This window comes from Dyella sp. Tek66A03 (assembly GCF_052567735.1).
The window spans coordinates 72,234-95,090 of record NZ_CP199584.1 but is presented as its reverse complement, the minus strand read 5'-3'; the positions used below and the strand labels follow the sequence as shown (position 1 = coordinate 95,090).

Annotated in this window: 20 protein-coding genes; 13 read left to right on the top strand and 7 right to left on the bottom strand. The window is 61.0% G+C overall.

What is annotated here, in order from left to right; translation table 11 throughout:
* Positions 1 to 10 precede the first annotated feature (10 nt).
* Positions 11 to 685: a response regulator gene (locus tag ACT01B_RS00415; RefSeq protein WP_445145438.1), complete on the bottom strand. Its 675-nt coding sequence runs from the start codon at positions 683 to 685 to the stop codon at positions 11 to 13.
* 126 nt (positions 686 to 811) lie between these two features.
* Between ACT01B_RS00415 and ACT01B_RS00410 the strand changes: the two genes are divergently transcribed.
* From ACT01B_RS00410 to ACT01B_RS00395, 4 genes are read left to right on the top strand one after another with little or no spacing between them, the layout of a single operon-like run.
* Complete coding sequence (locus ACT01B_RS00410; RefSeq protein ID WP_445145437.1) at positions 812 to 1,534, top strand: ABC transporter ATP-binding protein; 723 nt, start codon at positions 812 to 814, stop codon at positions 1,532 to 1,534.
* Complete coding sequence (locus ACT01B_RS00405) at positions 1,524 to 2,447, top strand: efflux RND transporter periplasmic adaptor subunit (protein WP_445145436.1); 924 nt, start codon at positions 1,524 to 1,526, stop codon at positions 2,445 to 2,447. The genes ACT01B_RS00410 and ACT01B_RS00405 overlap by 11 nt, the downstream gene beginning before the upstream one ends.
* Positions 2,444 to 3,904, top strand: a complete 1,461-nt coding sequence (locus tag ACT01B_RS00400; RefSeq protein ID WP_445145435.1) for an efflux transporter outer membrane subunit — start codon at positions 2,444 to 2,446, stop codon at positions 3,902 to 3,904. Before ACT01B_RS00405 ends, ACT01B_RS00400 begins: the two co-directional genes overlap by 4 nt.
* Positions 3,904 to 5,097 carry an FtsX-like permease family protein gene (locus ACT01B_RS00395; RefSeq protein WP_445145434.1) on the top strand — a complete coding sequence of 398 codons (1,194 nt, stop codon included), beginning with the start codon at positions 3,904 to 3,906 and terminating at the stop codon, positions 5,095 to 5,097. The genes ACT01B_RS00400 and ACT01B_RS00395 overlap by 1 nt, the downstream gene beginning before the upstream one ends.
* 447 nt (positions 5,098 to 5,544) lie before the next feature.
* Here the strand turns inward: ACT01B_RS00395 and ACT01B_RS00390 are convergent, their stop codons facing one another.
* Complete coding sequence (locus ACT01B_RS00390) at positions 5,545 to 6,933, bottom strand: amidohydrolase family protein (protein WP_445145433.1); 1,389 nt, start codon at positions 6,931 to 6,933, stop codon at positions 5,545 to 5,547.
* Between the two features lie 1,507 nt (positions 6,934 to 8,440).
* On the opposite strand from ACT01B_RS00390, the gene ACT01B_RS00385 reads away from it, so the two are divergent.
* From ACT01B_RS00385 to ACT01B_RS00375, 3 genes are all read left to right on the top strand, one after another.
* Positions 8,441 to 9,208: an SAM-dependent methyltransferase gene (locus tag ACT01B_RS00385; protein ID WP_445147550.1), complete on the top strand. Its 768-nt coding sequence runs from the start codon at positions 8,441 to 8,443 to the stop codon at positions 9,206 to 9,208.
* A gap of 88 nt (positions 9,209 to 9,296) precedes the next feature.
* The gene (locus ACT01B_RS00380; RefSeq protein WP_445145432.1) at positions 9,297 to 9,653 is read left to right on the top strand and encodes a hypothetical protein; all 357 of its coding nucleotides are present in this window, start codon (positions 9,297 to 9,299) and stop codon (positions 9,651 to 9,653) included.
* Between the two features lie 35 nt (positions 9,654 to 9,688).
* Positions 9,689 to 11,479 carry a GGDEF domain-containing protein gene (locus ACT01B_RS00375; protein WP_445145431.1) on the top strand — a complete coding sequence of 597 codons (1,791 nt, stop codon included), beginning with the start codon at positions 9,689 to 9,691 and terminating at the stop codon, positions 11,477 to 11,479.
* Between the two features lie 6 nt (positions 11,480 to 11,485).
* Here the strand turns inward: ACT01B_RS00375 and ACT01B_RS00370 are convergent, their stop codons facing one another.
* Entirely contained in the window at positions 11,486 to 11,608 is a 123-nt protein-coding gene (locus ACT01B_RS00370; RefSeq protein WP_445145430.1) for a hypothetical protein, read from the bottom strand.
* Positions 11,609 to 11,788: 180 nt separating this feature from the next.
* On the opposite strand from ACT01B_RS00370, the gene ACT01B_RS00365 reads away from it, so the two are divergent.
* The 4 genes from ACT01B_RS00365 (at position 11,789) to ACT01B_RS00350 (ending at position 13,691) form a co-directional block, all read left to right on the top strand.
* A complete protein-coding gene (locus ACT01B_RS00365; RefSeq protein ID WP_445145429.1) occupies positions 11,789 to 12,556 on the top strand; it encodes an SAM-dependent methyltransferase in 768 nt (255 codons plus the stop codon).
* Positions 12,557 to 12,753: 197 nt separating this feature from the next.
* Positions 12,754 to 12,972 carry a hypothetical protein gene (locus ACT01B_RS00360; protein ID WP_445145428.1) on the top strand — a complete coding sequence of 73 codons (219 nt, stop codon included), beginning with the start codon at positions 12,754 to 12,756 and terminating at the stop codon, positions 12,970 to 12,972.
* A gap of 149 nt (positions 12,973 to 13,121) precedes the next feature.
* Complete coding sequence (locus ACT01B_RS00355; protein WP_445145427.1) at positions 13,122 to 13,343, top strand: hypothetical protein; 222 nt, start codon at positions 13,122 to 13,124, stop codon at positions 13,341 to 13,343.
* Between the two features lie 120 nt (positions 13,344 to 13,463).
* Positions 13,464 to 13,691 (top strand): GGDEF domain-containing protein, encoded by a 228-nt coding sequence (locus tag ACT01B_RS00350; RefSeq protein WP_445145426.1) that lies wholly within the window; start codon positions 13,464 to 13,466, stop codon positions 13,689 to 13,691.
* 177 nt (positions 13,692 to 13,868) lie between these two features.
* Here ACT01B_RS00350 and ACT01B_RS00345 read toward each other — a convergent pair whose 3' ends face one another.
* From ACT01B_RS00345 to ACT01B_RS00330, 4 genes are all read right to left on the bottom strand, one after another.
* The gene (locus ACT01B_RS00345; protein WP_445145425.1) at positions 13,869 to 14,846 is read right to left on the bottom strand and encodes a sugar kinase; all 978 of its coding nucleotides are present in this window, start codon (positions 14,844 to 14,846) and stop codon (positions 13,869 to 13,871) included.
* 178 nt (positions 14,847 to 15,024) lie between these two features.
* Positions 15,025 to 17,316 (bottom strand): TonB-dependent receptor, encoded by a 2,292-nt coding sequence (locus ACT01B_RS00340; RefSeq protein WP_445145424.1) that lies wholly within the window; start codon positions 17,314 to 17,316, stop codon positions 15,025 to 15,027.
* A gap of 68 nt (positions 17,317 to 17,384) precedes the next feature.
* Entirely contained in the window at positions 17,385 to 17,570 is a 186-nt protein-coding gene (locus ACT01B_RS00335) for a hypothetical protein (RefSeq protein ID WP_445145423.1), read from the bottom strand.
* 350 nt (positions 17,571 to 17,920) lie between these two features.
* The gene (locus tag ACT01B_RS00330) at positions 17,921 to 18,718 is read right to left on the bottom strand and encodes a FadR/GntR family transcriptional regulator (protein WP_445145422.1); all 798 of its coding nucleotides are present in this window, start codon (positions 18,716 to 18,718) and stop codon (positions 17,921 to 17,923) included.
* A gap of 106 nt (positions 18,719 to 18,824) precedes the next feature.
* Between ACT01B_RS00330 and manD the strand changes: the two genes are divergently transcribed.
* Both manD and ACT01B_RS00320 read left to right on the top strand, forming a co-directional pair.
* Positions 18,825 to 20,033: a D-mannonate dehydratase ManD gene (manD, locus tag ACT01B_RS00325; protein WP_445145421.1), complete on the top strand. Its 1,209-nt coding sequence runs from the start codon at positions 18,825 to 18,827 to the stop codon at positions 20,031 to 20,033.
* A gap of 187 nt (positions 20,034 to 20,220) precedes the next feature.
* Complete coding sequence (locus ACT01B_RS00320; RefSeq protein ID WP_445145420.1) at positions 20,221 to 22,851, top strand: glycoside hydrolase family 2 TIM barrel-domain containing protein; 2,631 nt, start codon at positions 20,221 to 20,223, stop codon at positions 22,849 to 22,851.
* The last annotated feature ends 6 nt before the right edge of the window (positions 22,852 to 22,857 follow it).

Here is a 22,857-nt window from a genome sequence, read left to right as displayed (position 1 = left end):
AGCTGAATTCTCAGGGATCGTGCGGCGGGGAATTGCCTAGCGTCCATCCGACTCCTCTCACGTTCCGAATCACCGACGTGCCCAGCTTCCGGCGCACGCGATGGATGAGAAATTCCACGGCGTTGCTCTCCACCTCTTCGTTCCATCCATACAGCGCGGTTTCGAGGCTCTCGCGCGAAGTAATGGCACCGCGGCGCAACACCAGCGCCTGCAGCAGCGCGAACTCTCGTGCCGATAATTCGCATTCCACGTCACCGAAACGCGCGCGGTGCGTGACGGGGTTCAGCGACAACAGGCCATGCACCAGTTCGCTGGATGCCTGCCCCGCGAGCCGCCGACCCACGGCGCGCAACCTGGCGAGCAATTCGTTCACGTCGAATGGCTTGATGAGGTAATCGTCAGCGCCTAGATCGAGTGTGGCAATGCGCTCGGCGATCGCGTCACGCGCCGTCATTACCAAAACTGGCACGGAGTCACCCGCCTGGCGGATGTGCCGAAGCACATCCATGCCGTCCTTGCGGGGCAGGCCAAGATCCAGCAGCACGGCGTCGTATTCGTGGTTGGCCAGCGCGGCCACGGCGGACTGGCCATCGCCCACGCGATCGGCCGCGTAAGCAGCATCGCGCAATGCCTGCAGCACCGCGTCGGCAATCATCGCGTCGTCTTCCACCACCAGTATGCGCATGCTGCATTGTAGGCGCAGCGACGTGGGTCGCGACATGCCGGCACATACGCTGGATGCCCTAATGCCCAGCTAAGTCTGGTCGTCCAAGCTGGCTTTTGTCGAATGATGCGTCCTGTTCACTCCGTCATGACCTGGCCACCCCATCTCGCCGTTCGTTGCAGGAATCTACACAAGTCCTATGGAACGGGCGACGCCAGCGTGCCGGCTTTGCGCGGCGTAAATCTCGAGGTGAACAAGCGCGAGCTGCTAATGCTGGTGGGCCCCTCGGGGTGCGGCAAGACCAGCCTGATCTCGATCCTGGCCGCCCTGCTCGATCCAGATGCGGGCGAGTGCGAAATCCTCGGCGAGAACTTGCGGCATATGGAACGACAGGCGCGCACCGTATTCCGCGGCCGCCACATTGGTTTCGTCTTCCAGGCATTCAACTTGCTGCCGGCGCTGCCGGCCCTCGATAACGTGGCCGTTCCGCTGTTGATACAGGGCGTGCCTCGGCAGGAAGCGGAAGCGCGGTCGCGTCGCCTGCTTGAGCGCGTGGGCCTGGGCGATCGTGTTCACGTGCCGCCACCTAAGCTCAGCGGCGGACAACAGCAGCGCGTCGCTATCGCGCGTGCGCTCGTGCATGCGCCGCAGATCATTCTGTGCGACGAGCCCACCAGCAGCCTGGATCACGCCACCGGGCACGCCGTGATCGAGCTGCTGCGAGACCTCGCCAGGGAAGAGGAACGCGCCCTGATCATCGTGACGCACGATACCCGCATTCTTTCGTTCGCTGACCGCATTGCGCACATGGATGACGGCCGCATCGTCGACCTGAGAACCGCGCCACCCGAGGGGTTCCATGAAAGCTAGTAACCTGATTCCCGCACTGGCTGTGCTGGGTGTCGGCGTCACCCTCGCTGCAATCGTTTTCGACGGACAAGGCGAGGCTACGTCTACCACCGCGTCGGTGGACTTCCCCAACGTTCCGTATGCCGCGTATGTTGCTGGCCCAGGCGTGGTCGAATCGCAGTCGGGAGACATCGCCGTCGGTTCGCCGGTCGCCGGCATCGTCACCGCCGTGCGGGTGACATGGGGCGCCCTCGTGGACGCAGGCACCCCGCTCTTCGAGCTCGACAAGCGCGACCTGGAGGCACAACTCCTGCCGGCGTCCGCGAAGGTGCAAGAAGCCAGGGCTGCCGCGGACCAGGCCACCGGGATGCTCGAGCTCGCCGAACAGGTGCCCGACCACCGTGCCGTCAGCGCGGAGGAGATGAAGACTCGTCGCGCCCATGTCGCGATGACGGTCGCGGCCGTGGCCAGCGCACAGGCAGAAGTCGACCGCCTTCGGAAAGAGATGGCCCTTCGTACCGTACTTGCGCCGGCCACCGGCAAGGTGCTCCAGATCAACATCCATCCCGGGGAAGCCGTCACGTCGGTTGGAGGCACGCCGTTGCTGCTGTTAGGCGACGTTCGTCGCCTCTGGGTACGCGCGAGCATCGACCAGAACGATGCGTGGCGCGTCCAGCCGGGCGCGAAGGCGACGGCGTTCCTCCGTGGGAATCCACGGATCAGCATGCCGCTGCACTTCGAGCACATCGAGCCGGCCATCGTTCCCCGTGCCGTCGTGACGGGCGACAGCACGGAACGCGTCGACTCGCGCGTGTTGCAGGTCGTCTACAGCTTCGACCCCGCCAGGCTGCCCGTGTACGTGGGTCAATGGATGGACGTCTACATTGAAGCGCCCGCCCTGCCAGGAGACAAGGCAGCGGAGTCTCGCCGATGAACGACCGGGAATCGTCCCCATCGTTTTTGCGCGCGCCGGCCGTGCTGGCGATCACCATCGCGGCAACCGCGTGCACTGTTGGCCCGGAGTACCACCGCCCGTCCGAACCGATACCCGCGCACTGGAGCGAGCCAAATACGCAGGGAGGCACGCACGTGTCCGTCTCTGCCCAATGGTGGTCGGCATTTGGCGACCGGGAGCTGGACGCACTGATCGAGCGCGCACTCCAGGCCAATCCCAGCCTGCAACTCGCCGATTCGCGGATTCGCGAAGCACGCGCGTTGGCCACCGCGTCTTCCGCACACTTGTGGCCCAGTGTGGATGCCAGAGGCTCGGCACAACGTGGTGGCCAGAGCAAGAATGCGCCGGGGGTGTCACCGTTTGGACGAGGCGGCGAACTGGGCAACGGCACGGGCGTGGAGAATCTTTTCCAGGCCGGCTTCGACGCGAGCTGGGAACTGGATCTTTTCGGCGGGACCCGACGCAGCGTCGAAGCGGCGAAGGCGGACGCCGAAGGGGTGGCCTTCGATCGCGACGCCGTGCAGCTATCACTGGTGGCGGAGGTTGCGCGCACGTACATGACACTGCGCGATGCACAGGTGCAGCACGCACTGGCCCAACGTGGCAGTGACCTGCAACGGGATGCCCTCACCTTGGCGCAGGCCCGCTACGCCGGAGGCATGGCAACCGACGAGGACGTGGCGCAAGCCGAAGCGCAGCTGCGCGATGCCGATGCCGCCTTGCCACCGCGAGATGCACAGGCCGAGCAGGCCATCCACCAACTTGCCGTTCTGCTCGGCACGTCACCCGGGGACCTTGCCAGTGAACTGACGCAGGCGCGCGCGTTCGGCCCCATGCCGGCCGCTCCGGACGCCGACATGCCGTCGGATCTCCTGCGTCGCCGGCCTGACCTCCAGCACGCCGAGCGGCAAGTCGCGGCGGCGACGGCCCGCGTCGGTGCGGCCACGGCCGAACTCTATCCTCAGTTCTCGCTCAACGCATCGATGGGACTGGCAAGTTTTACCGCAGACAACTTCTTCAACCGGCAGAGCACGCTCTGGTCTATCGGCCCCGCCTTCAGTTGGCCGGTGTTCCGCCATGGCCAGATCAAGGCCATGATCCATGTGCGCGACGAACAGGCACAGCAGGCGCTGATCGCCTATCGCCTGTCCATCCTCACCGCCATGCAGGAAGTCGAAGACGCGCTGGCCGCCTGCCAGGAGGAACACAAGCGCCATGATGCACTGGCCGCATCCCATGCCGCCCAGATGCGTGCACTGGCACACGCCCGTGCGCTCTATCAGGGCGGCATCACGGACTTTCGCGCCGTGCTGGACCAACAACGGCGTGTGCTGCAGTCCGAAAGCGCGATGGAACAGAGCCTGACGACGCAACGCACGGATCTCATTGTGCTTTATAAGGCATTGGGCGGCGGCTGGAACGGGGAGAGCCGCTGATGTTTCGCCTCGCCATCCGAATGTTGCTGGGCGACCGTGCGAAGTACGCCGGCCTGATTTTCGGCATCACCTTCACGTCGTTTCTGGTGACGTTTGCGCTGTCTTATTTCAGCGGCTTCATGACGTGGGGCTTCGCGCTGATCTCGGAGCACCCGTATGCAGACGTGTGGATCATGGATCCTTCGGTGGCGTCGGTGGAGCAGACCATCAACATGCCCGATGCTGCGCTCTATCGCGTGCGCAGCGTGGAGGGCGTCCGTGCGGCCGTGCCCATGACGCTGGGTACCACGGACATCCATTTCCCAAACGGGAGTTTCCAGTCCTATCAGATCGTTGGCATGGACGACGCCTCGCTGGCCGGCGTGCCCGCGACGAAGAACAAGGCTGCAACTGTCCTGCTGCGCACGCCCGATGCAGTGCTCGTCAGCGCGGGAGGGACTGACGGCAAGCTCAAGACTCCCTCGCGGCGACGGGACCAGTGGCCCTATGGCCGGGCCCACCTCGATGTACCGAGCCGTGAACTGCAAGCGGGCGACACGCTGCAGATCAATGATCGGCGCGCACTGGTGGTGGATAACGTGCAGGCACTTCCCCGCTACCCCGCCCGTCCTCTGCTCTACACCACGGTGGCCAATGCCAGCCGGTTCCTTCCATCGGAACGCCATCGCCTCACCTTTGTGCTCGCTACCGCGACACCTGGAACCGCCCCGCGCGAACTGGCGCGGCGCATTGAGGCGCGCACAGGCTTGCGCGCACGCACGGCCGCCGACTTCAAGACCGATACGGTCTACTGGTTCCTTCGCAACTCGGAGGACGTCGGCGACGTCGCCACCATGCTGTTCCTGGCGATGATCGTGGGTTTTGGCGTGACCGGCGTGATGCTCTACATCTTCACCAACGAGAATCTCAAGCAGTACGCCGTACTGGGGGCCATGGGCGCCACGTCGAAGCAACTGGTGCACATGCTGTTCGCCCAGGCGGGCTTATGTGCCTTGCTGGGCACAGGGCTGGGCCTCGGACTGTGCAGTGCAGCCGGAAAGGCCTTCGGTGCGCTGCACTACCCATTCCGCATGATGTGGTTCACGCCCATCTTCGGCATGGCCATGGTGACGCTGGTCAGTCTGGCGGCTGCATTGCTCAGCGTGCGCCCCGTGCTGAAGCTATCACCAGCTGTCGTGTTCGCTGGCCGCTAAGGTCCTGCAGACGAACTGTCGCCCTTTATCCGAAGAGCTAGCCGCCCGGACCCTGCGCCGCACTATATTACGGATACCCCAGTTCGGACCTTTCTATTTGCAGTGTGTCGCAACGACCGTCTGAAGGAGCAACCCAAGACGGATATGCCCAAAGTCCTCTCAGTTGGTTGTTATCGCAGCAATCCACGCTGATCAGAATTGCCAGGGTGTCGAGTGCGGCCAGGAGGTTTAGCTGCGTAGATCAAAGTTTCATGGACCAAGTTCGGTTCCCCGCCGAGAACCCACTGAAGACCTTGCAGCGATGCAAGGCCTCTTTTTGTTTGCGGATGCACTGGGCTGGTCAGCCGGCAGCGCGAGGGCGTTGAGCGTCGGTAGAGTCTGTGATGTATGCGATGGTTGATGGACTTTGTTAGCCGTTTTCCTTTGGCCGCGGGGGCGCGTGATGTGCTACGGGTGTTGCCCCACCGTGTTCTTGTAGATCTTGCCGTCCTTCATGATCACAACGAAGTTCTTCGCCGGGTCGGCGACAAGCTTGATGTTGGCGATCGGATCGCCGTCGACCAATAGCAGATCGGCGAGCGCACCTTCCTCGACCACGCCAAGCTTGCCCCGGTAGGGGCTACGCTCACCCGATAGTGCAAGCAGCTCGCCGTTGGCGCCCGTGGCCATACCCAGCGCCTCGGCCGGCGTGTACCACTTGGTGAGACTCGCCAGCAGCGAACCTTGGCGCTTGGCCAGTTCAGGCGAGAATAGGACGTCGGAGCCAAACGCTGTCTTGAGGTGATATTTCTTCGCGAGCTCGTACGCGCGATCCGTGCCGTTCATCACCTCGAGCGCCTTCTCGCGCTCGTCGGAGCCGGGCGGGAAGATTTGTTCCATCCCGTCAGGAAACGGCTGGATGCTGAGCCAGGTGCCCTTTTCGGCCATGAGCTTCGCGGTCGCCTCGTCCATCAACTGCCCGTGCTCGATGCATTGGACGCCAGCGAGAATGGCGCGCTGCATCGCCGCCGGCGTGTACGCGTGTGCGGCGACGTAGGTGCCTCGGTCGTTGGCCACTTTCACAGCGGCGCTCAGCTCGGCTGTGGTGAACGTAATAACGTCGATCGGGCTGTGTGGCGACGAAACGCCGCCGCTGGCCGTCAGCTTGATCTGTGACGCGCCCAGCATCATTTGCTCGCGGGCACGCCGCGTTACCTCGTCGGGCGAATCGGTGACTTTGGCCGCGCCAAGTTGCTCCATGCGCGCCAGCGGCATGCCTTCAATCCGCGGCACTTCGAACAATTGACGGAAGTCGCCGTGACCGCCGGTGACCGTGAGTATGGCCCCCGACGGAAAGATACGCGGGCCCACCACTACGCCTTCGTCAATGGCGCGCTTCAAGGCGAAGGAGGGGCCGCCTAAGTCGCGTACGGTGGTGAAGCCGCGCATAAGTGTGTCGGTGGCCTCGGCACCGGCGATGAGCATGGTGTAACCGATATCGGCGGTCAGCGCCTGCGCGGGCGTAGGCCGCACCAAGGTTGCGTGCCAGTGCGCATCGATAAGCCCCGGCATCAGGGTACGGCCGCCGCCGTCGATGACGGTGGCGCCCTTGGCCGCGTCGGGAGAGATGGGTGTGGTCGAAATCCGCTCGATCCGGTTGCCGCGTACCAGCACGTTTGACGGCCCCGTCAGCGACGCACTCTTGCCGTCGAAGATGCGCACGTTGTCGAACAGCACTGTCGCGGGCTGCGGCGCCTGTGCGGCAACCGACGCGACCAGGCTCACGGCGAGCGCTAGGACAGACGTCAGGAAACGTGTGGTGCGGGCGGTCCAGCGTTGCGGCGAAGTCATATTCATGAAGCAACTCTCCTTTTTCGTATCTGTGAAGGAACGTGACTTCGGGCTATTGAAGGAATCGAGTGGATGAATCTGGGGTGCTTTAGCCCGGATATTTCACCGGTGGAGTCGGCGTAACCATGCCTGTCCGCTTAAACTCGTGAGGGAGGGGCATAGGATTGAGGTTTGGCGCAAGGTGAACTAGTGCTCGTCGTTGTCGCGTCAACGTACAGACGATGTCTTCCAGAGAGCGGAGATGCGCCTCATGTGGGCTCTTTGGACCAGTTCTTCACCGGCAGATCTTGCGGCCGATGCCCATGGCCGAACTCTGGCGACAACAAATGATTAAGGCCGACGAGTATGTCTTCTACATGGAGTCATAGGTCCAGAAGCGGGCCAGTGATGTCATTGGTCTAGTGCTGCGGGAATTTCCGTTTGCTGATTTGGCTCGTAAACCAGGGAAATTCTCGAACCTGCTGGCGTGGCAGCGAGCCCTAATTGAATGGGCGGTAGGTCTTCCCTAGGGTTCGCTTCTGACGGCGGCCTCAACCGCAAGGTCCGCTAACGGCCAGCGACGGGAAATCATCATTGGAGTTAAGCGGCGGCGAAGCAGGCTGGCTTGAACGAGTAGTTACGGCGCACGTCAGCGGCATGGCCGTCTGGATCGCCTGCACGCGTTCGGCAATGACCGTGGCAAAGCGTACGTTGTGGACATGGAAGAATGCTTCGAGCGCTGCCTTACGGGCACGCTTCGCTTAGTGATCATGACGAACACGTACTTATTCGTTCACCAACCCCAGTGATGCGCGACTCGCACGACCAGACGCCCGGCGGCGTTCTCTGGCCTTCCACTGCCCGACCTTTATGGGCGTTTACGGGCGGCATGTGTCCAATAAGTTCGTCCTTCGTACCAGGGCAGAGTGGCATCTTCCGGGCGGTTTTTATCCGGGTTATTCGCCTGCCGGCACACCCCTCTGCCTCATGTTGGGTCTGACGGAGCCCGCCACCTGGCTTGACCTGGCTTCAACCGGTCGGTGGTTGCATGGGCTGACGTGTGGCGACTCGGGCGCTCAGTGAAAGGTCAGTAAGTTCTTCGTTTCCGCCAGAAATTAAGCAGGAAAGTACGGACTATGACCCGCTCCTTGCCCATTCTGGCGCGACGAGGCTGCCATATCACGTTGATTTATAGGACTTAACCCAAACTTTGCCTGCGCTTGCAGCGCAAAGTCTGTGCCGCGATCCATCTAACGGCACAGACTATGGCATTTAGAGCAGCACAGACTTTGGGGTTCAGAGCACTCGACTGAAGCGCTTGCCGGTGTCGCCGATCGCATACCGCTTCAACGACCTTAGGTACAAGATGGCGGCCTTGGCGCGTTTAGCACGCTGGACTGCTCTTGGCTGTGTCGTTCGTCACCTCGAGCAGCGCCGCCCCCGCGAGTTGCCCTACTATCAGGCGATGAGCACACCTACGCCACTTCCAGCGAACAACGAGCGCCGCGGTAGCCTTGCCTGCGTCGGCATGGGCATGACCCTGGGCTCCCATTTGACGCCGCTGGCACGCAGCCATATCGAGCAGGCGGACGTGGTGTTCGCGGGCCTTTCCGATAACGTCGTGGAGGTGTGGCTGCAACGCATGCACCCGGATGTGCGCAGTCTTCAGGCCTACTACCAGGAAGGCAAGTCGCGCATGAAGACCTATCGACAGTGGGTCGAGCTGATGATGGCCGAGGTACGCGCAGGCAAACATGTTTGCGGGGTGTTCTACGGGCATCCCGGTATCTTCGCCTGGTCCCCGCACAAGGCCATCGAGACGGCCCGAGGGGAGGGGTTCGCCGCACATATGGAACCGGGCATCTCCGCCGAAGACTGCCTCTACGCCGATCTGGGGATCGATCCCGGCCGCGTCGGCTGTCAGCACTTCGAGGCCAGTCAGCTGCTTTTCTACGAGCGGCGTATCGATCCCACCGGCTATCTAGTGCTTTGGCAGGTTGGACTGGTCGGCGATCGCTCGCTGGGACGCTTTCAGACGGGGCCGGCCTACCGGCAAGTCCTGGTCGATGTACTGAGCCAGGACTATCCACTCGACCACGAGATCATTATCTACCGCGGGGCGACGCTGCCGATCCAGAAGCCTCGGATCCGGCGCATCGCCTTGCGCGATCTGCCCCACGTCGAGCTGCCTACCGAGGAAACCGTGGTGCTGCCCCCAGCTGAAGCCTTACGGCCGAACCTAGCCGTTCAAGAGCGATTGGAGGCCCTGGACAAGCTGGAAAAGGCCACCGCCCTGGCGTGAACCGAGGAACGCCATCGGGGGATGGCCTTGCCGCAGATACCAGCTTCGGGCGAAGGCCTTATCCGATAGCAGCTTGTGCTATGAATAAGTGCGGCTGACCACGCAGTATCGGCACGCCAGATCCGTCAAGCAGCTGTATGACGATTTCAAGAAACAGGGGAAAAACATGACAGACACGATTGATTTGCTGGTGGCGATCGGCCAAGACGCATCGCTGCGACATGCATCGACCGACGACCTCGCCGACATGCTCGAACAGGCGCAAGCATCCGAGGCGCTCACCGCCGCGGTGGCATCCGGTGACAGTACACGGCTAGCCGAAGAGTTCGGACAAAAGCTGATGCTTACGCCGCAGATTTCCCAGTCTCCGGGGCATGAAGATGAGGAGCCGGAGCAGGAAGATGAGGATGCGCCTCAGCCTCCCCCGTCGACCGACCTCGGCTAGTCGCAGTTGCCGCTGAAGACATAGACGAAGTCAACGTGTCCCGGCTGCCGGGCCGCCTCAAGTCATGGCCCAACTTGGTGGGCCTGATTTGGTGCGCGCTCGTGCCAATAGGCCATGCCACCACACCCGTTACGGATCCAGCATCAGTCCTCGACCAGATCGAGAGTCTACGCACCAAAGATCATCCACGGTTCGTGCAGATGCTGGAGCAGATTCATCGCGAAGCACCCCAGCTAAGCCCGGGCGCGCAATGGCATCTGCGTTACCTCGACGCATGGGAGACCATGTTTCAAGGGAACTACAGCAAATCGGAGTCCCAGCTTCACGATATCGCAGATCATTCCGGTGACGTAAATCTGGCAGCCAAGGCGTCGGCACTCCTCTTGACCAATCTGGGCGTCAATCGACGTTACGAAGAGGCCTTCGTACTGGCCAATCGTCTGGCAGCCGACTTGCCTCAGACAAAGGACCCGCTAGCCCGCTTCACCGTCCTGATGAATCTGTCGCAGATGCTGGATTTAGCCGGTCAGACCGATCTGGCCATCAAGTATGCGCAGATGATGACGAGCGCCATTCCTCCTGGAGAAACCCAGTGTCGCCCGCTCTCTCTACAGGTTGCGGCGCTCTACAACAGCAAGCAGCTCACATCATCAAGCCCTGAACTGCAACGAGCTATCGACACCTGCGTAGCCGATCGGCAACCGGTCATCTCAAACACCGTGTGGCTGATCCTCGGCGATGTCTATCTCGAAGAAGACCGGCCAGCCAAGGACCTAGCCCTGCTTGACCGTATTGGCCCCAGCATTCGCGTCAACCACTACTACCCCCACGCGCTGTCTGCAGAGGTGCAGCGGGCCCGAGCCTTTGCAAAACTCGGCCATGACGACGATGCAAGGAAAGCGGCCCTCGCTGCCGTGGCGATGTTTGGCCAGGACGACATCAGCGAGTCGCTCAGAGATGCCTATGAGGTGCTCTACCGGATCGAGAAAAGTAAGGGCAATAGCCCCGCCGCACTCTCGTACTACGAACACTATGCCGTTCAGGACAAAGGTTATCTCAGTGACATCAGCGCCAGGACGCTGGCCTACGAGGTGGCACAACAGCACATGCACGTCCAGAAACTCACGACGGAAGGCTTGAGCAAGCAGAACGATATCCTGCGATTGCAGCAGGCACTGGACACCAGGGCGGTCGAAACCAGCCGGCTCTATATCGTCCTGCTGCTGTCGGTGTTGGTATCCATTGTCTTCTGGCTGTTCCGGCTCAAACGCTCACAGCTCCGCTTTAAAAAGCTGTCCTTTCACGACGGTCTCACCGGTATCTTCAACCACCAGCATTTCATCAGCGAGGCTGATCTTGCCCTGCGCCTGCTGGAGAAAAAACTCGGTCAGGCCTGCCTGATTTCGCTCGACCTGGACCACTTCAAGCAGGTTAACGATACCTATGGCCACGCCATGGGAGATGCTGTGCTGAGGCGCACCGTCGCCATCTGCCAACAGCAATTGCGTCCCATCGACCTGTTCGGACGCCTGGGCGGCGAGGAGTTCGGCATCCTGCTGCTCGACTGCTCTCGCGACCAGGGCATGGCCATCGCCGATCGCATCCGGATAGCCATTGGAGCGACCGAAGTGGATAGAGACGGTACGGTCGTATCGTTTTCTGCGAGCTTTGGCCTGGCCTCCACCGATGCGTCCGGCCACGGCTTGCAGCGGCTCTGCATGGACGCGGATGCCGCGCTATATCGCGCCAAACACGCCGGCCGCAATCGCGTCATTGCCGATACCGAGAGCAGCAGTCCGTCTGAGCCATTAGCTCTTATACAGTGACATAGGTCACCGGCGAAATGGCGATTCACCGGGCCGGCTGACATAGCGCAGTTCGCCACCGTGCCGGCTCGCCATCTCGCGCGTCAGGGCAAAACCCAGGCCGCCACCGTGCGGCTTTAAAGGCCTCACGGACACCCCCCTTGCGTGCTTGGCGCCTCAGGCGCCTGGACTGCTAAATGGCTCTGTCGTTCGTCTCCTCGGCATGCTCCCATTTCGATTGCGCTACGCTACTATCAGGCGATGAAAACATCCTCGCTACTACCACCGAACGACGAAAACCGCGGCAGCCTATCCTGTGTCGGACTGGGCATGACCCTAGGATCGCACCTTACGCCGCTGGCCCGTAGCTATATCGAGCAGGCGGATGTGATATTCGCTGGGCTTTCCGACAACGTCGTGGAGATTTGGCTGCAACGCATGCACCCGGATGTGCGCAGCCTTCAGCCCTACTACCAGGAAGGCAAATCGAGAAGGCAAACTTATCAGCAGTGGGTCGACCTGATGATGGCCGAGGTGCGTGCCGGCAAACGCGTTTGCGGCGTCTTCTACGGGCATCCCGGCATCTTTGCCTTGTCGCCGCACAAAGCCATCGAGGTCGCCAGAGCGGAAGGTTTCCAGGCGCATATGGAGCCAGGCATTTCCGCCGAGGATTGCCTCTATGCCGACCTGGGCATCGATCCCGGCACCTTCGGGTGCCAGCACTTCGAGGCCAGTCAGCTGCTGTTCTTTGAACGTCGCATCGACCCCGCCGGCTATCTGGTGCTATGGCAGGTCGGCCTGGTCGGCGATCGGTCGCTAGCGCGCTTCGAGACTGGGGCTGCGTACCGGCAGGTGTTGGTGGACCTGTTGAGCCAGGACTATCCGCTCGACCACGAAATCATCCTCTACCGCGGAGCGACGCTGCCGATCGAGCAACCGCGCATCCGCCGCATCGCCTTGCGCGACCTGCCGCATGTCGACTTGCCTGTCGAGGAAACTGTGGTATTGCCCCCTGCCAAAACCTTGAAGCCAAACCGCGCGGTTCTAGAACGACTTGAAGCACTGGACGAGCAACACAAGGCAAGCGTCACCTCGTGAGAGGAGAGACGCCGTGCAGGCAACAAACATTCCTGCAATCGCTACCTCGGAAAAATAGGCCCCGATGGCAACTCTGAAATGTCAGTAGGCACTAATGACGGTCGCTATCAAGCTTGATCAAATTGGTGACTGCATGACATCGGCGCGCTGGATCCATTACGTTGTTGCATGACCATCACAGGGAAAAGGACAGACACATGTCGGACACGATTGAATTGTTGGAAGCCATCGGTCGGGACGCCTCGCTGCGTCACGCATCGGCGGCCGAGCTGATCCGCATCCTCGAGCAGGCAAAAGCATCTCAGGCTCTGACCGCTGCCGTGGCGAATGCTGACAGCTCCCGTCTATCCGAGGAGTTTGGACAAAAACTCATGTACTCACCCCAAGTTACCCAGAACGTTCCCTGGCCCTTGTAGGTCAACGATACCCATGGTCACGCCTTGGGGGCGCCGCTCTGAGTTGTAGGTGCTATCTTCCAACGGCCGTTGCGCTCAGTCGACTTGTTTGGATGACTGGGCGCGAGTTGCTCGGCAACACGATGACAATCACCGAAAAGGACAGACACATGTCGGACACGATTGAATTGCTGGAAGCCATCGGTCGGGACGCCTCGCTGCGTCACGCCTCGGCGGCCGAACTGACGCGCATCCTCGAGCAGGCAAAGGCATCTCAGGCATTGACCGCTGCCGTGGCGAATGCTGACAGCTCCCGGCTATACGAAGAGTTCGGGCACAGGCCGATGTATAGCCCTCAAAGCTCCCAGACGATTCCCTGGCCCCTAATATAGGCCTGCGATACCCATGGCCATGGCACGGGTGAGGCCGCATTCTTCCTCGCACCTTCAATAAAAAGCAACGGGCGCCTAGGCGCCCGTTGCTTTTCCAGCCTAGAGCTACGCGATCAGGGCATGGCCATCGCCGATCGCATCCGGATAGCCATTGGAGCGACCGAAGTGGATAGAGACGGTACGGTCGTATCGTTTTCTGCGAGCTTTGGCCTGGCCTCCACCGATGCGTCCGGCCACGGCTTGCAGCGGCTCTGCATGGACGCGGATGCCGCGCTATATCGCGCCAAACACGCCGGCCGTAATCGTGTGATTGCCGATAGCGAGAACAGCCCTATGGTCGAAGCCTGATTCACCAGAGTGGGCGACTTCGCTTTTAAGATTAGCGTCGTCGTGCTTCGCAGGGACGGTGCTCTCGAGCGTCGAGTCGCTCCAAGATCGGCCCTCGTGGATGTCGAGGCTGCCATGGAAGATCTCGCGATCTGTACTCAACAGGCGCGGCTCATCGTGCTCTTAAGACAGCCTCGCCTAACGCCTCACCTCGAAACCCTGCTCCGTCAGGAACGACCGTATCTCGGACTCGCGCAGCAGATTCACGTCACCGGCCACGGAGTGCTTGAGACAGAACGCCGCGATGGCGAAATCCAATGTCGCTGCATCTTCAGTACGGCCAAGCAGCCCATGAAGAAATCCGGCGGCGAACGCGTCACCAGCACCCATGCGGTCGACGATGCCGTTCAGTGCGAATGACCGCGTTGTGACGATGGCATCGTTGGACGCGCACATCGCGCGAACGTCCTGGCGATCGACGCTGTGATAGTGGCGTTCGGTCGTTGCCAGGCGCCGCAGATGCGGCCAGGCCTTGAACGCCGCCGCGGCGGCGGCGCTAAAGCGATCGGCTACCTTGTCGTAAGCGAAATCATTGCCCAGGATAAGGGCGATATCGCGGTCGTCCCCGAAAACCAGATTGCACTCGGTGACCATTTCGTGCAACAGGGCCGGAGCTTCGTTGGCGCGTGCTCCCCACAGCTTGCCGTGATAGTTGCAGTCAAACGATATCGAAACACCTGCGACACGCGCGGCGCGAGCGGCATCGAGCGCGGCCTGTGCCGTGTTCGGCCCAAGGGCGAGGTTGATGCCGGAAAGGTGCAGCCATTGCGCTCCTGACAGAAGGCTTGGCCAATCGTAAGAGTCGCGGGAAGCGGAGGCAAAAGCCGACCCAGCGCGGTCGTAGAGCACCTCGGCGGGACGTTGCATCGCACCCGGCGTGAGGAAGTACAAGCCCATGCGCCCGTCCACAAAGCGGATGGCCGTGCCGACACCGTGGCGCTGTAGCTCACCGGCACATGCCCGGCCAATCGCATGGTCGGGTAGCGTGCTGACCATGACGCTGCGGTGCCCCAGGATGGCGAGTGACGCCGCGACGTTGGCCTCTGCGCCGCCAAAATGGACCTTGAGCCCCGGAGACTGGAGCAGAAGTTCGTTCCCCGGAGGCGAAAGGCGCATCAACAACTCGCCGAAACACACGACGTCCGCGCCATTCCTTGTGATCGTCGATGATGCGAGCACGGCACCTCACTGGTTCGATCATGGCCGGGCATCGTGCGCCGGGCAAAAGTCCCGGACACACGATACTTCTCCTAATGGGTCTACTGCTCCACCGCGCCTTAGCGACGCCGGCTAATCATTGGAAATTGTAGGTCGCACGCACTCCGAAGTAGCGTTCGAAGTCCCGCGGCAAATACGACTGCACGGCCAACTGGCTACTGTAGTTGCTCGTCGAGTTGGTCAAGTTGGAGTAGTAGTGCTTGTTGAATGCGTTGTTGACGAAGCCCATGACTTCCCAGCGACCTGTTTCTTCACGCACACCAATCTGGAAATTCGCGATGCCATACGCCCCCTGCACCGTCAACGGATCCTGGCTGAGCGAATAGTTCACCGCGCTCTGGAAGGTATACGCACCCGTCACGACACCGAGCAGACCCGTCGATCCAAGGGGATGGGTGTAATCGACGTTCGCCGTCAACTTCCACTTTGGCGCCAAGGGCGGCCGCGCCCCCGCGAGATTCTGGCTCTTCACCGACGTGCCAACACAGCCTTCGGCCAGGGTCTGGTTGGGATAGCACTGTGCGTAGGGAAAGCTGGTGATCTTGGCGTCGAGATAGGTCACCGACCCACCGAAGGTCAGGTCTTGGTTCACATGGTAGGCGCTCTCCAATTCGATGCCGCGCGTACGCAGCTTGCCGACGTTGGCGAGGCGGTAGTTGGTGGTGCCGTCAGCGAGCGTCTCGATACCTTGGGCCTGAAAATCCTTGTAATTGGTATTGAACAACGTCGTGTTGAGGGTCAGGTGCCGATCGAGGAACTGCATACGAGCGCCCAACTCGTAGTCGGTCGACGTCTCCGGCTTGACGGGACCACCGGCGGCTCGCAGCGCATTGAATCCCGTCGAGAGATCGTAGGTCTCGCCTTTGTGTCCGGTCGCATTGGTGAAATACAGCATGATGTCGTCGCTGACCTGCTGTTGGACACCAATCTTGTACGTGCCGAACGTATCGCTGTTGCTTCCGGCAAATGATGCCTTGGCCAAGAAATCGCTGAAGGTGTAGCCGATCTTCTCGTAGCTCTGTCGGCCGCCCAGGATCAGGGTGGTTTCGGGAAGCACGTCGTATTCGAGCTGTCCAAAGCCCGCATACTGTTTCGAAGTAGAGGTCGCGTACCACGAGGCCAGCGAGAAGTACGGGCCGCGGCCGAAGTTTCGGCTGTAATCCACGTCCGCGTAGAACAGACCCAAGGTATAGCGGAAACGATCCTGACCGGGCGAAAGCAGGCGGAATTCCTGCGTCGTCTGATGCGATGCGAAAGTACCGAACTGACGGTTATCAAGTTGCGGAAGGGCCGACTCGTCCTGATCGAGTCGGTCGAACATTTTGTAGCTGTCCAGCGAAGTAATGGACATTAGCGTTGGGCCGCCCAAGTCATAAGAGACTTTCACCGAGCCAGCCGTATCGGTGTAGTCAGTACCCGTCGTGTAGTTGTTCACCACATTGGTATTGTCCGGCCCGACATCGACACCCGGCGCAAACACCGACGGCGCGAATTTTCCGCGTAAATTGGCAGTGGGACCGAGTGCGATGAAGGGGCGACCGGTCGTGGTATGGCCGTCGATGTAGTCGAAGCCAAAGGTGACATTGAGGGCATCCGTGGGGTCCCACACGAGTTTGTTGCGCGTGGCGGATACACGGCGTCCGTTGACATCGTTGCCGTTGTACAGATTGGTGACATTGCCGCCGAAGTCGTCGTAGTTGAAGCTGCTGCGGAAACCGAGGTGATCGGTGATTGGCCCGGAAAACACCGCCGTGCCACTAGTTTCGCCGTCACCGGTGGCCAACGCGCTGACCTGCGCCGTCAATTTGTCGGAGGGTGGCAAGGTGGTGATGTTGATGAGGCCCGCCGAAGCGGACTTGCCGTATAGCGTGCTCTGAGGTCCGCGAAGCACTTCGATTTGCGCGATGTCGGTAAGGTCAGTGAATGCACGCGGCTGGAAGCCGATCGGCACGTCGTCCACGACAACCGCCACGCTGGGTTCGACACCGATGGAGAAGGCGAAGGTCCCGACGCCGCGGACCGAAAGCGAGGCGTTTACCGGGTTCTCCGCTGGCTTTATGACAAGGGACGGTGCCACGCGATTCAAGTCATTGAAGTCGCGAACGCCAAACGCGGCGATCTGATCGGTATTCACCACCGTCACCGCAACCGGCACCTTCTGAAGGTTCTCGACTCGCTTTTCCGCTGTCACCGTGACGGCCGCCAACTCCTTGGTCGGAGCCGGGGCCGATGGTGGCGTTTGGCCGGTGGCGGCGTTCGGTTGCGCTTGCGCAGAAGCGTCAGTGTCAGCAGCCATGGCCGGCAGGTTTACGAGCAGGCACCCAGCGAGTACAGCTTGAACCCACTGGCTCAAAATTTTCCTGTTCATAGATTGGCCTCTCCCCATTAGCCATATTGGTAAGACCAAATACTGCCAATGCTATATAGAGGCGTCAATCAATTCGGTTGCCCAACGTGTTCTTTTTTCAACATCCGCGCGGTGTTGCGATGCAGCTTGTGCATTGCGGCAAGCGATTGACCCATACGCAAATCGCCGCCAATGGCCCCTTTAGCGGGGAAACGCTCATTCCGGCATGCTGATGCCACGGCAAAGATGATGCGTAGCAACAATTCGGTGGCCAAAGATCAATTCGGGTTAAAAGCGAGGTGAGCCCGGCGCCATCCGCCTCGGAACACGTCCATGAGGTCGCCAATAGTCCGCGTGGACCGAAAATCGCCGAGACGACTCCATGCGTTCCCTCGGTTCGCCAAAGGTCAGCGAGCCGCCCAACGCCGTCAGGATGGCCAGGCAGGTCTGAGCGCGAGCGCTATGCCAGCTCAATGTGGCCAACCAGGGGCTGAGGGATCTTTCGCGACCCGTCCATGGCGATTGGCCGCAACTTGTGCGGCGGAGCCGGATGGGTGAATCGCTGGATCAGGTCATCGGGGCGAGACCCGATTCGGATGGCGCACCCATGGATGCGCCATGGGGGTCAGATCGAAGCGATACTGCCGAAACGGCGGCGCGTTGAAGCCACCGCCTCGCGTGCCTTGGCCAACGCCTGCTCCTCGGTTGCAAACAGCAGGTGATCGATGACCGCGGCCAGGTGAGCCCGCATGGCAGCGCGCGCCTTGGCCGGGTCGCGAGTGCGCAGCGCTTCGACGATGGCGCTGTGCTCTTCGACTACCGGTCGCACATTGGCTGCGCGCGCTTTGGCGTGCAGCAACGCGCACTCGGGCGACGTCGAGCGCAGGCGCCACAGCTCTTCAATGGCGTTGATGATGGCGAGGTTGCGCGTTGCCCGTGCAATCGACATGTGGAAATCGCGATCGGCATTCTCGCTGACGCTGCGGCGCCGATTCTCGTCCGAGATCTCCCGCACGAGTGCCTCGAGTTCGTCCAGTTCGGCGTCGGTGATATTGGTCGCCGCCAAGGCCGCGCTTTCGCCCTCGAACAACAGTCGCGCCTCGGTCAGCTCAAACGCCGTCACATTGAAGCCGGGTCGGTCATTGATGCCTGGCAGCCGTCGTACATAAGCGCCGGAACCTACCCGCACGTCGATCAACCCCTGCACCTCGAGCGCAATCATCGCCTCGCGTACCGCCGGGCGGCTGACGTCATGCTCGATGGCCAATTCGCGCTCAGCGGGCAACCGATCGCCAACGCCATATTTGCCCTTGGCCAAGTCCTGGAACAACTGGTGAGCGACGCGCTGATAGAGGCGACCGTTGGCCGGGGTCGCCGGGGCTTCACTGGTGGCGGGCTTGCGGCCTTTCTTAGTCGTGGTCATATCGCGTCACAAAAGTAGTAAGACCAATATTGTCTAAATTGGAAAGGCAGAATAAGATAAATTCAGTATAGTCCCCCTCCACCGAAATGGAAGAGCCATACCCTCCATGAAGATTGAACGCGCCCGAGTGATCGTCAGCTGCCCAGGTCGCAATTTCGTGACGTTGAAAATCGAGACAGATCAGGGGGTCCATGGCATTGGCGATGCTACCCTCAACGGTCGCGAGAAGGCAGTCGTTGCCTATCTTGAAGAGCACGTCATCCCCTGCCTGATCGGCAAGGATCCGCGCCGCATCGAGGATATTTGGCAATACCTTTATCGCGGCGCCTACTGGCGGCGCGGTCCGGTAACCATGTCAGCCATTGCGGCGGTAGATACCGCGCTGTGGGACATCAAGGCCAAGATGGCCGGTATGCCACTGTACGACTTGCTCGGCGGCCAAAGCCGCGATCGCGTCCTGGTCTATGGTCATGCCAATGGCTCCGACCTCGCGGAAACGTTGGACGAAGTCGCTCGCTACATCGACCTCGGTTACAAAGCCATCCGCGCGCAGTCGGGCGTGCCGGGCATGAAGGATGTATACGGCGTGGGGCGTGGCAAGCTGTTCTACGAACCCGCCGGCATCGGACTGCCTCAGGAAACGATGTGGAACACGTGTAAATACCTCAGATTCGTGCCGACCCTGTTTGAGAAGCTGCGCGAAAAGTTCGGTTTCGATATCGAGTTGCTTCACGACGCACATCACCGGCTCACGCCTATCGAAGCGGCAAGGCTCGGCAAGGCGCTCGAACCTTATGCGCTGTTTTGGCTGGAAGACGCAACGCCTGCCGAGAACCAAGAGGCCTTCCGTCTGATTCGCGAGCACACCACCACGCCGCTGGCCGTGGGCGAGATCTTCAATACGATCTGGGATGCCAAGGACCTGATTCAGAATCAGCTGATCGACTATATCCGCACCACCGTCGTGCGCGCGGGCGGCATCACCCACCTTCGGCGCATCGCCGATCTGGCGGCGTTGTATCAGATACGCACCGGCAGTCACGGCGCGACCGACCTGTCGCCGGTCACCATGGGCGCGGCATTGCACTTCGACAGCTGGGTGCCGAACTTCGGCATCCAGGAATACATGCGTCATTCCGCCGAGACAGACGCCGTGTTCCCCCACGCCTATCACTTCGATCAAGGCTATCTGTATCCCGGCGACGCGGTCGGACATGGCGTGGATATCGATGAGGCCGAGGCCGCGAAATACCCCTATAACCCAGCGTATCTCCCGGTTGCTCGACTGGAAGACGGGACGATGTGGAACTGGTGAATTCGGCTGGCCGGAAGCACCGGTCGGGCACGTCGATGGGCAGCGGGGTGAGCGGGGCGGTGTGTTGCTCCGCGTCATGACATGACCACATCCTTGCCGGAGTATTGGTCAAACCAATATGTCGACAACAGGAATACCGGCAATGCTGTGGCAGAGTTTTCGGCACGTCCTTGTCTCCGCATCGCTCATGGGATTCCTGGTTTTTGCCGGAGCGTTAGCATCGCGCGCTGAAAGCGCCACCCCAACCAAGGGCGATGCCGGGCGTTCTGTCCACGAACTTGCCGCCGGCTGGCGTTTCCGTTTTGGAGGCGACCCGGCAGGGGTCACGGATGCTGGCTACGACGATCGCAGCTGGGAGACCGTCACGATTCCCCACACCTGGAATCGCGTCGGGGAATACGGGCTGACGCCATCACCGGCGATGAATAACAGCCATGGCATTGGCTGGTATCGCTTGCACCTGGATGTGCCCGCGAATGTTGCCGGGCGACATCTATTCCTGCAGTTCGATGCGGTCGGCAATATCGCCGAGGTCTGGGTAAACGGTGTCCATGTCGGACGACATGAAGGCGCCTTCTCGCGTTTCCGTTTTGATGTCACGGACCAGCTCAAGCCAGGGGCAACCAACGTCATCGTCGTGAAGGCCGACAACAGCAAGCCGGCCATCGGCGCGTCGACCGAAAACATCATTCCGCTCGGCGGCGACTTCTTCGTCAATGGTGGTATCTATCGCCAAGCCGCGCTTATCGATACGGATAGCGCCCAGATCGATTTGCTCGACTACGGCAGCCCGGGTGTGTATCTCAGCACGCCGGAAGTTACCGACACCGAAGCAAAGGTGATGGTGCTTACCAAACTGCGCAACCTCGCCGGGTCGGAACGCGCCTTGACCTTGGTGACCACCGTGCGCGACGCCGCCAACCACGCTGTCGCCAGCGACAGCGTCGCCGTCAAGCTGACCGGTGCTTCCGCTACGGATGTGCGTCGGGTGCTCACACTGCCGAAGCCAAGACGTTGGCGTGGTCGCGAAGACCCCTATCTCTATGCCGTGACGGTGGAACTACGCGAGCGTGATCGCCTCATCGATCGAGTGAAGCAACCGCTCGGCGTACGCACGTTTCATTTCGATGCCAACAACGGCTTCAGCTTGAACGGCCAGCCGCTTCCCCTACGTGGCGCGTCGCGACATCAGGACCGACTCGGCAAAGGTTGGGCGCTGTCGCCTCAGGATCACGCCGAAGACATGGCGATCATGGCCGAAATGGGCGTGAATACCATTCGTGGCGCACACTACCAGCACGCCCAGGAGTGGTATGACGCGGCCGACAGAACGGGCATGGTCATGTGGGCCGAAGTACCGTTTGTGCATCAGTCCTCGCTCAGCAACGAGGCGCCGACGAAGGCGCTCATCGATAACGGCAAGTCCCAGCTGGTTGAACTGATCCGGCAGAACTACAACCATCCGTCCATCGTGACCTGGTCGGTCGGCAACGAGACCGATATCCGGCCGGTGCAATTGGGCATAAAAACACCGGCGCAATCGCTGGTGATGCTCAAGGCGCTCAACGATCGAGCCAAGCAGGAAGATCCGTCCCGCCCGACCGCCTACGCAGACTGCTGCGAGGATGCGATTCCAGGCCAACAGATCCTCAGCAATGTCACCGATGTGATTGGCTACAACCGTTACTTTGGTTGGTACTACGGCAAACCCGAAGACCTTGGCGCGTTTCTGGACAAGATGCATGCGCGCTATCCGGCGATGCCCGTCGGCGTGAGTGAGTATGGCGCAGGCGGCGGCCTTAGCCAGCACACGGACAATCCGCTGGGGGGCCCGATCAATGTCTTCGGTCGGCCGCATCCGGAGGAATATCAGAGCTGGGTGCATGAGCAGTCATGGAAGGCACTTGAAGCGCGCCATTACCTGGCCGGCGTGTGGATCTGGAACATGTTCGATTTTCCTTCCGATCTGCGCGAGGAAGGAGACGCCATTTATCTCAACGATAAAGGCATGGTCAGTTTCGATCGCAAGGTGAGAAAGGACGTCTTCTATTTCTACAAGGCGCAGTGGTCGACGGAGCCGGTGCTCCATATCACCAGTCGCCGTTACGTCGATCGCGCTTACCCGGTGACCGACGTTCGGGTCTACAGCAATGCCGATAAGGCTACCCTGGCCGTAAATGGCGTGGCACTGGGCGAGGCAGCTTGTCCCGAGCGCATCTGTGTCTGGTCAAACATTGCCTTGAGGCCTGGCAAGAATGAGGTGCGTGTGAGCGCCCTGATTCATGGCCACGCGCTTAGCGACACCATCACCTGGAACGCACCTGACGCCGCCCATGGCATGCATATCAAGTCGGGCAGCTTGAGTGGGCTGATGACCGCTGATGGTCAGCGCTTCGGTTCGGACAATTTTTTTGCCGGCGGCGAAGGCAAGACCTTGAACCCGTTCCCGCATGGCTCCAACGAGTCGCGGCCCGACGTGTCGCCAAGACAGATCAAAGACGCTAAAGAGCCGGCGCTTTATGCGGCCTATCGTGAGGGAGCGTTCCAGTACCGCATCCCCTTGCCCAACGGGCGCTGGCAGGTGACCTTGTTCTTTGCCGAGCCTGATGCCACGGCAGCAGCGTCGCGCACCTTCTCGGTGAAGACCGGCGCTACAACCGTGCTCGATCACTTCAATCCGTCGACTGCCGCCGGCGGTGCATTCAAGGCGGTTGAGCGCCACTTCCCCGTGGAGGTCAAGGACGGCAAGCTCGTTCTCGATTTCGTGCCCGAGGGCGGGTCGGCCATCGTGTCGGCCATCGCCGTAACGCCCAACTGAGTCCGG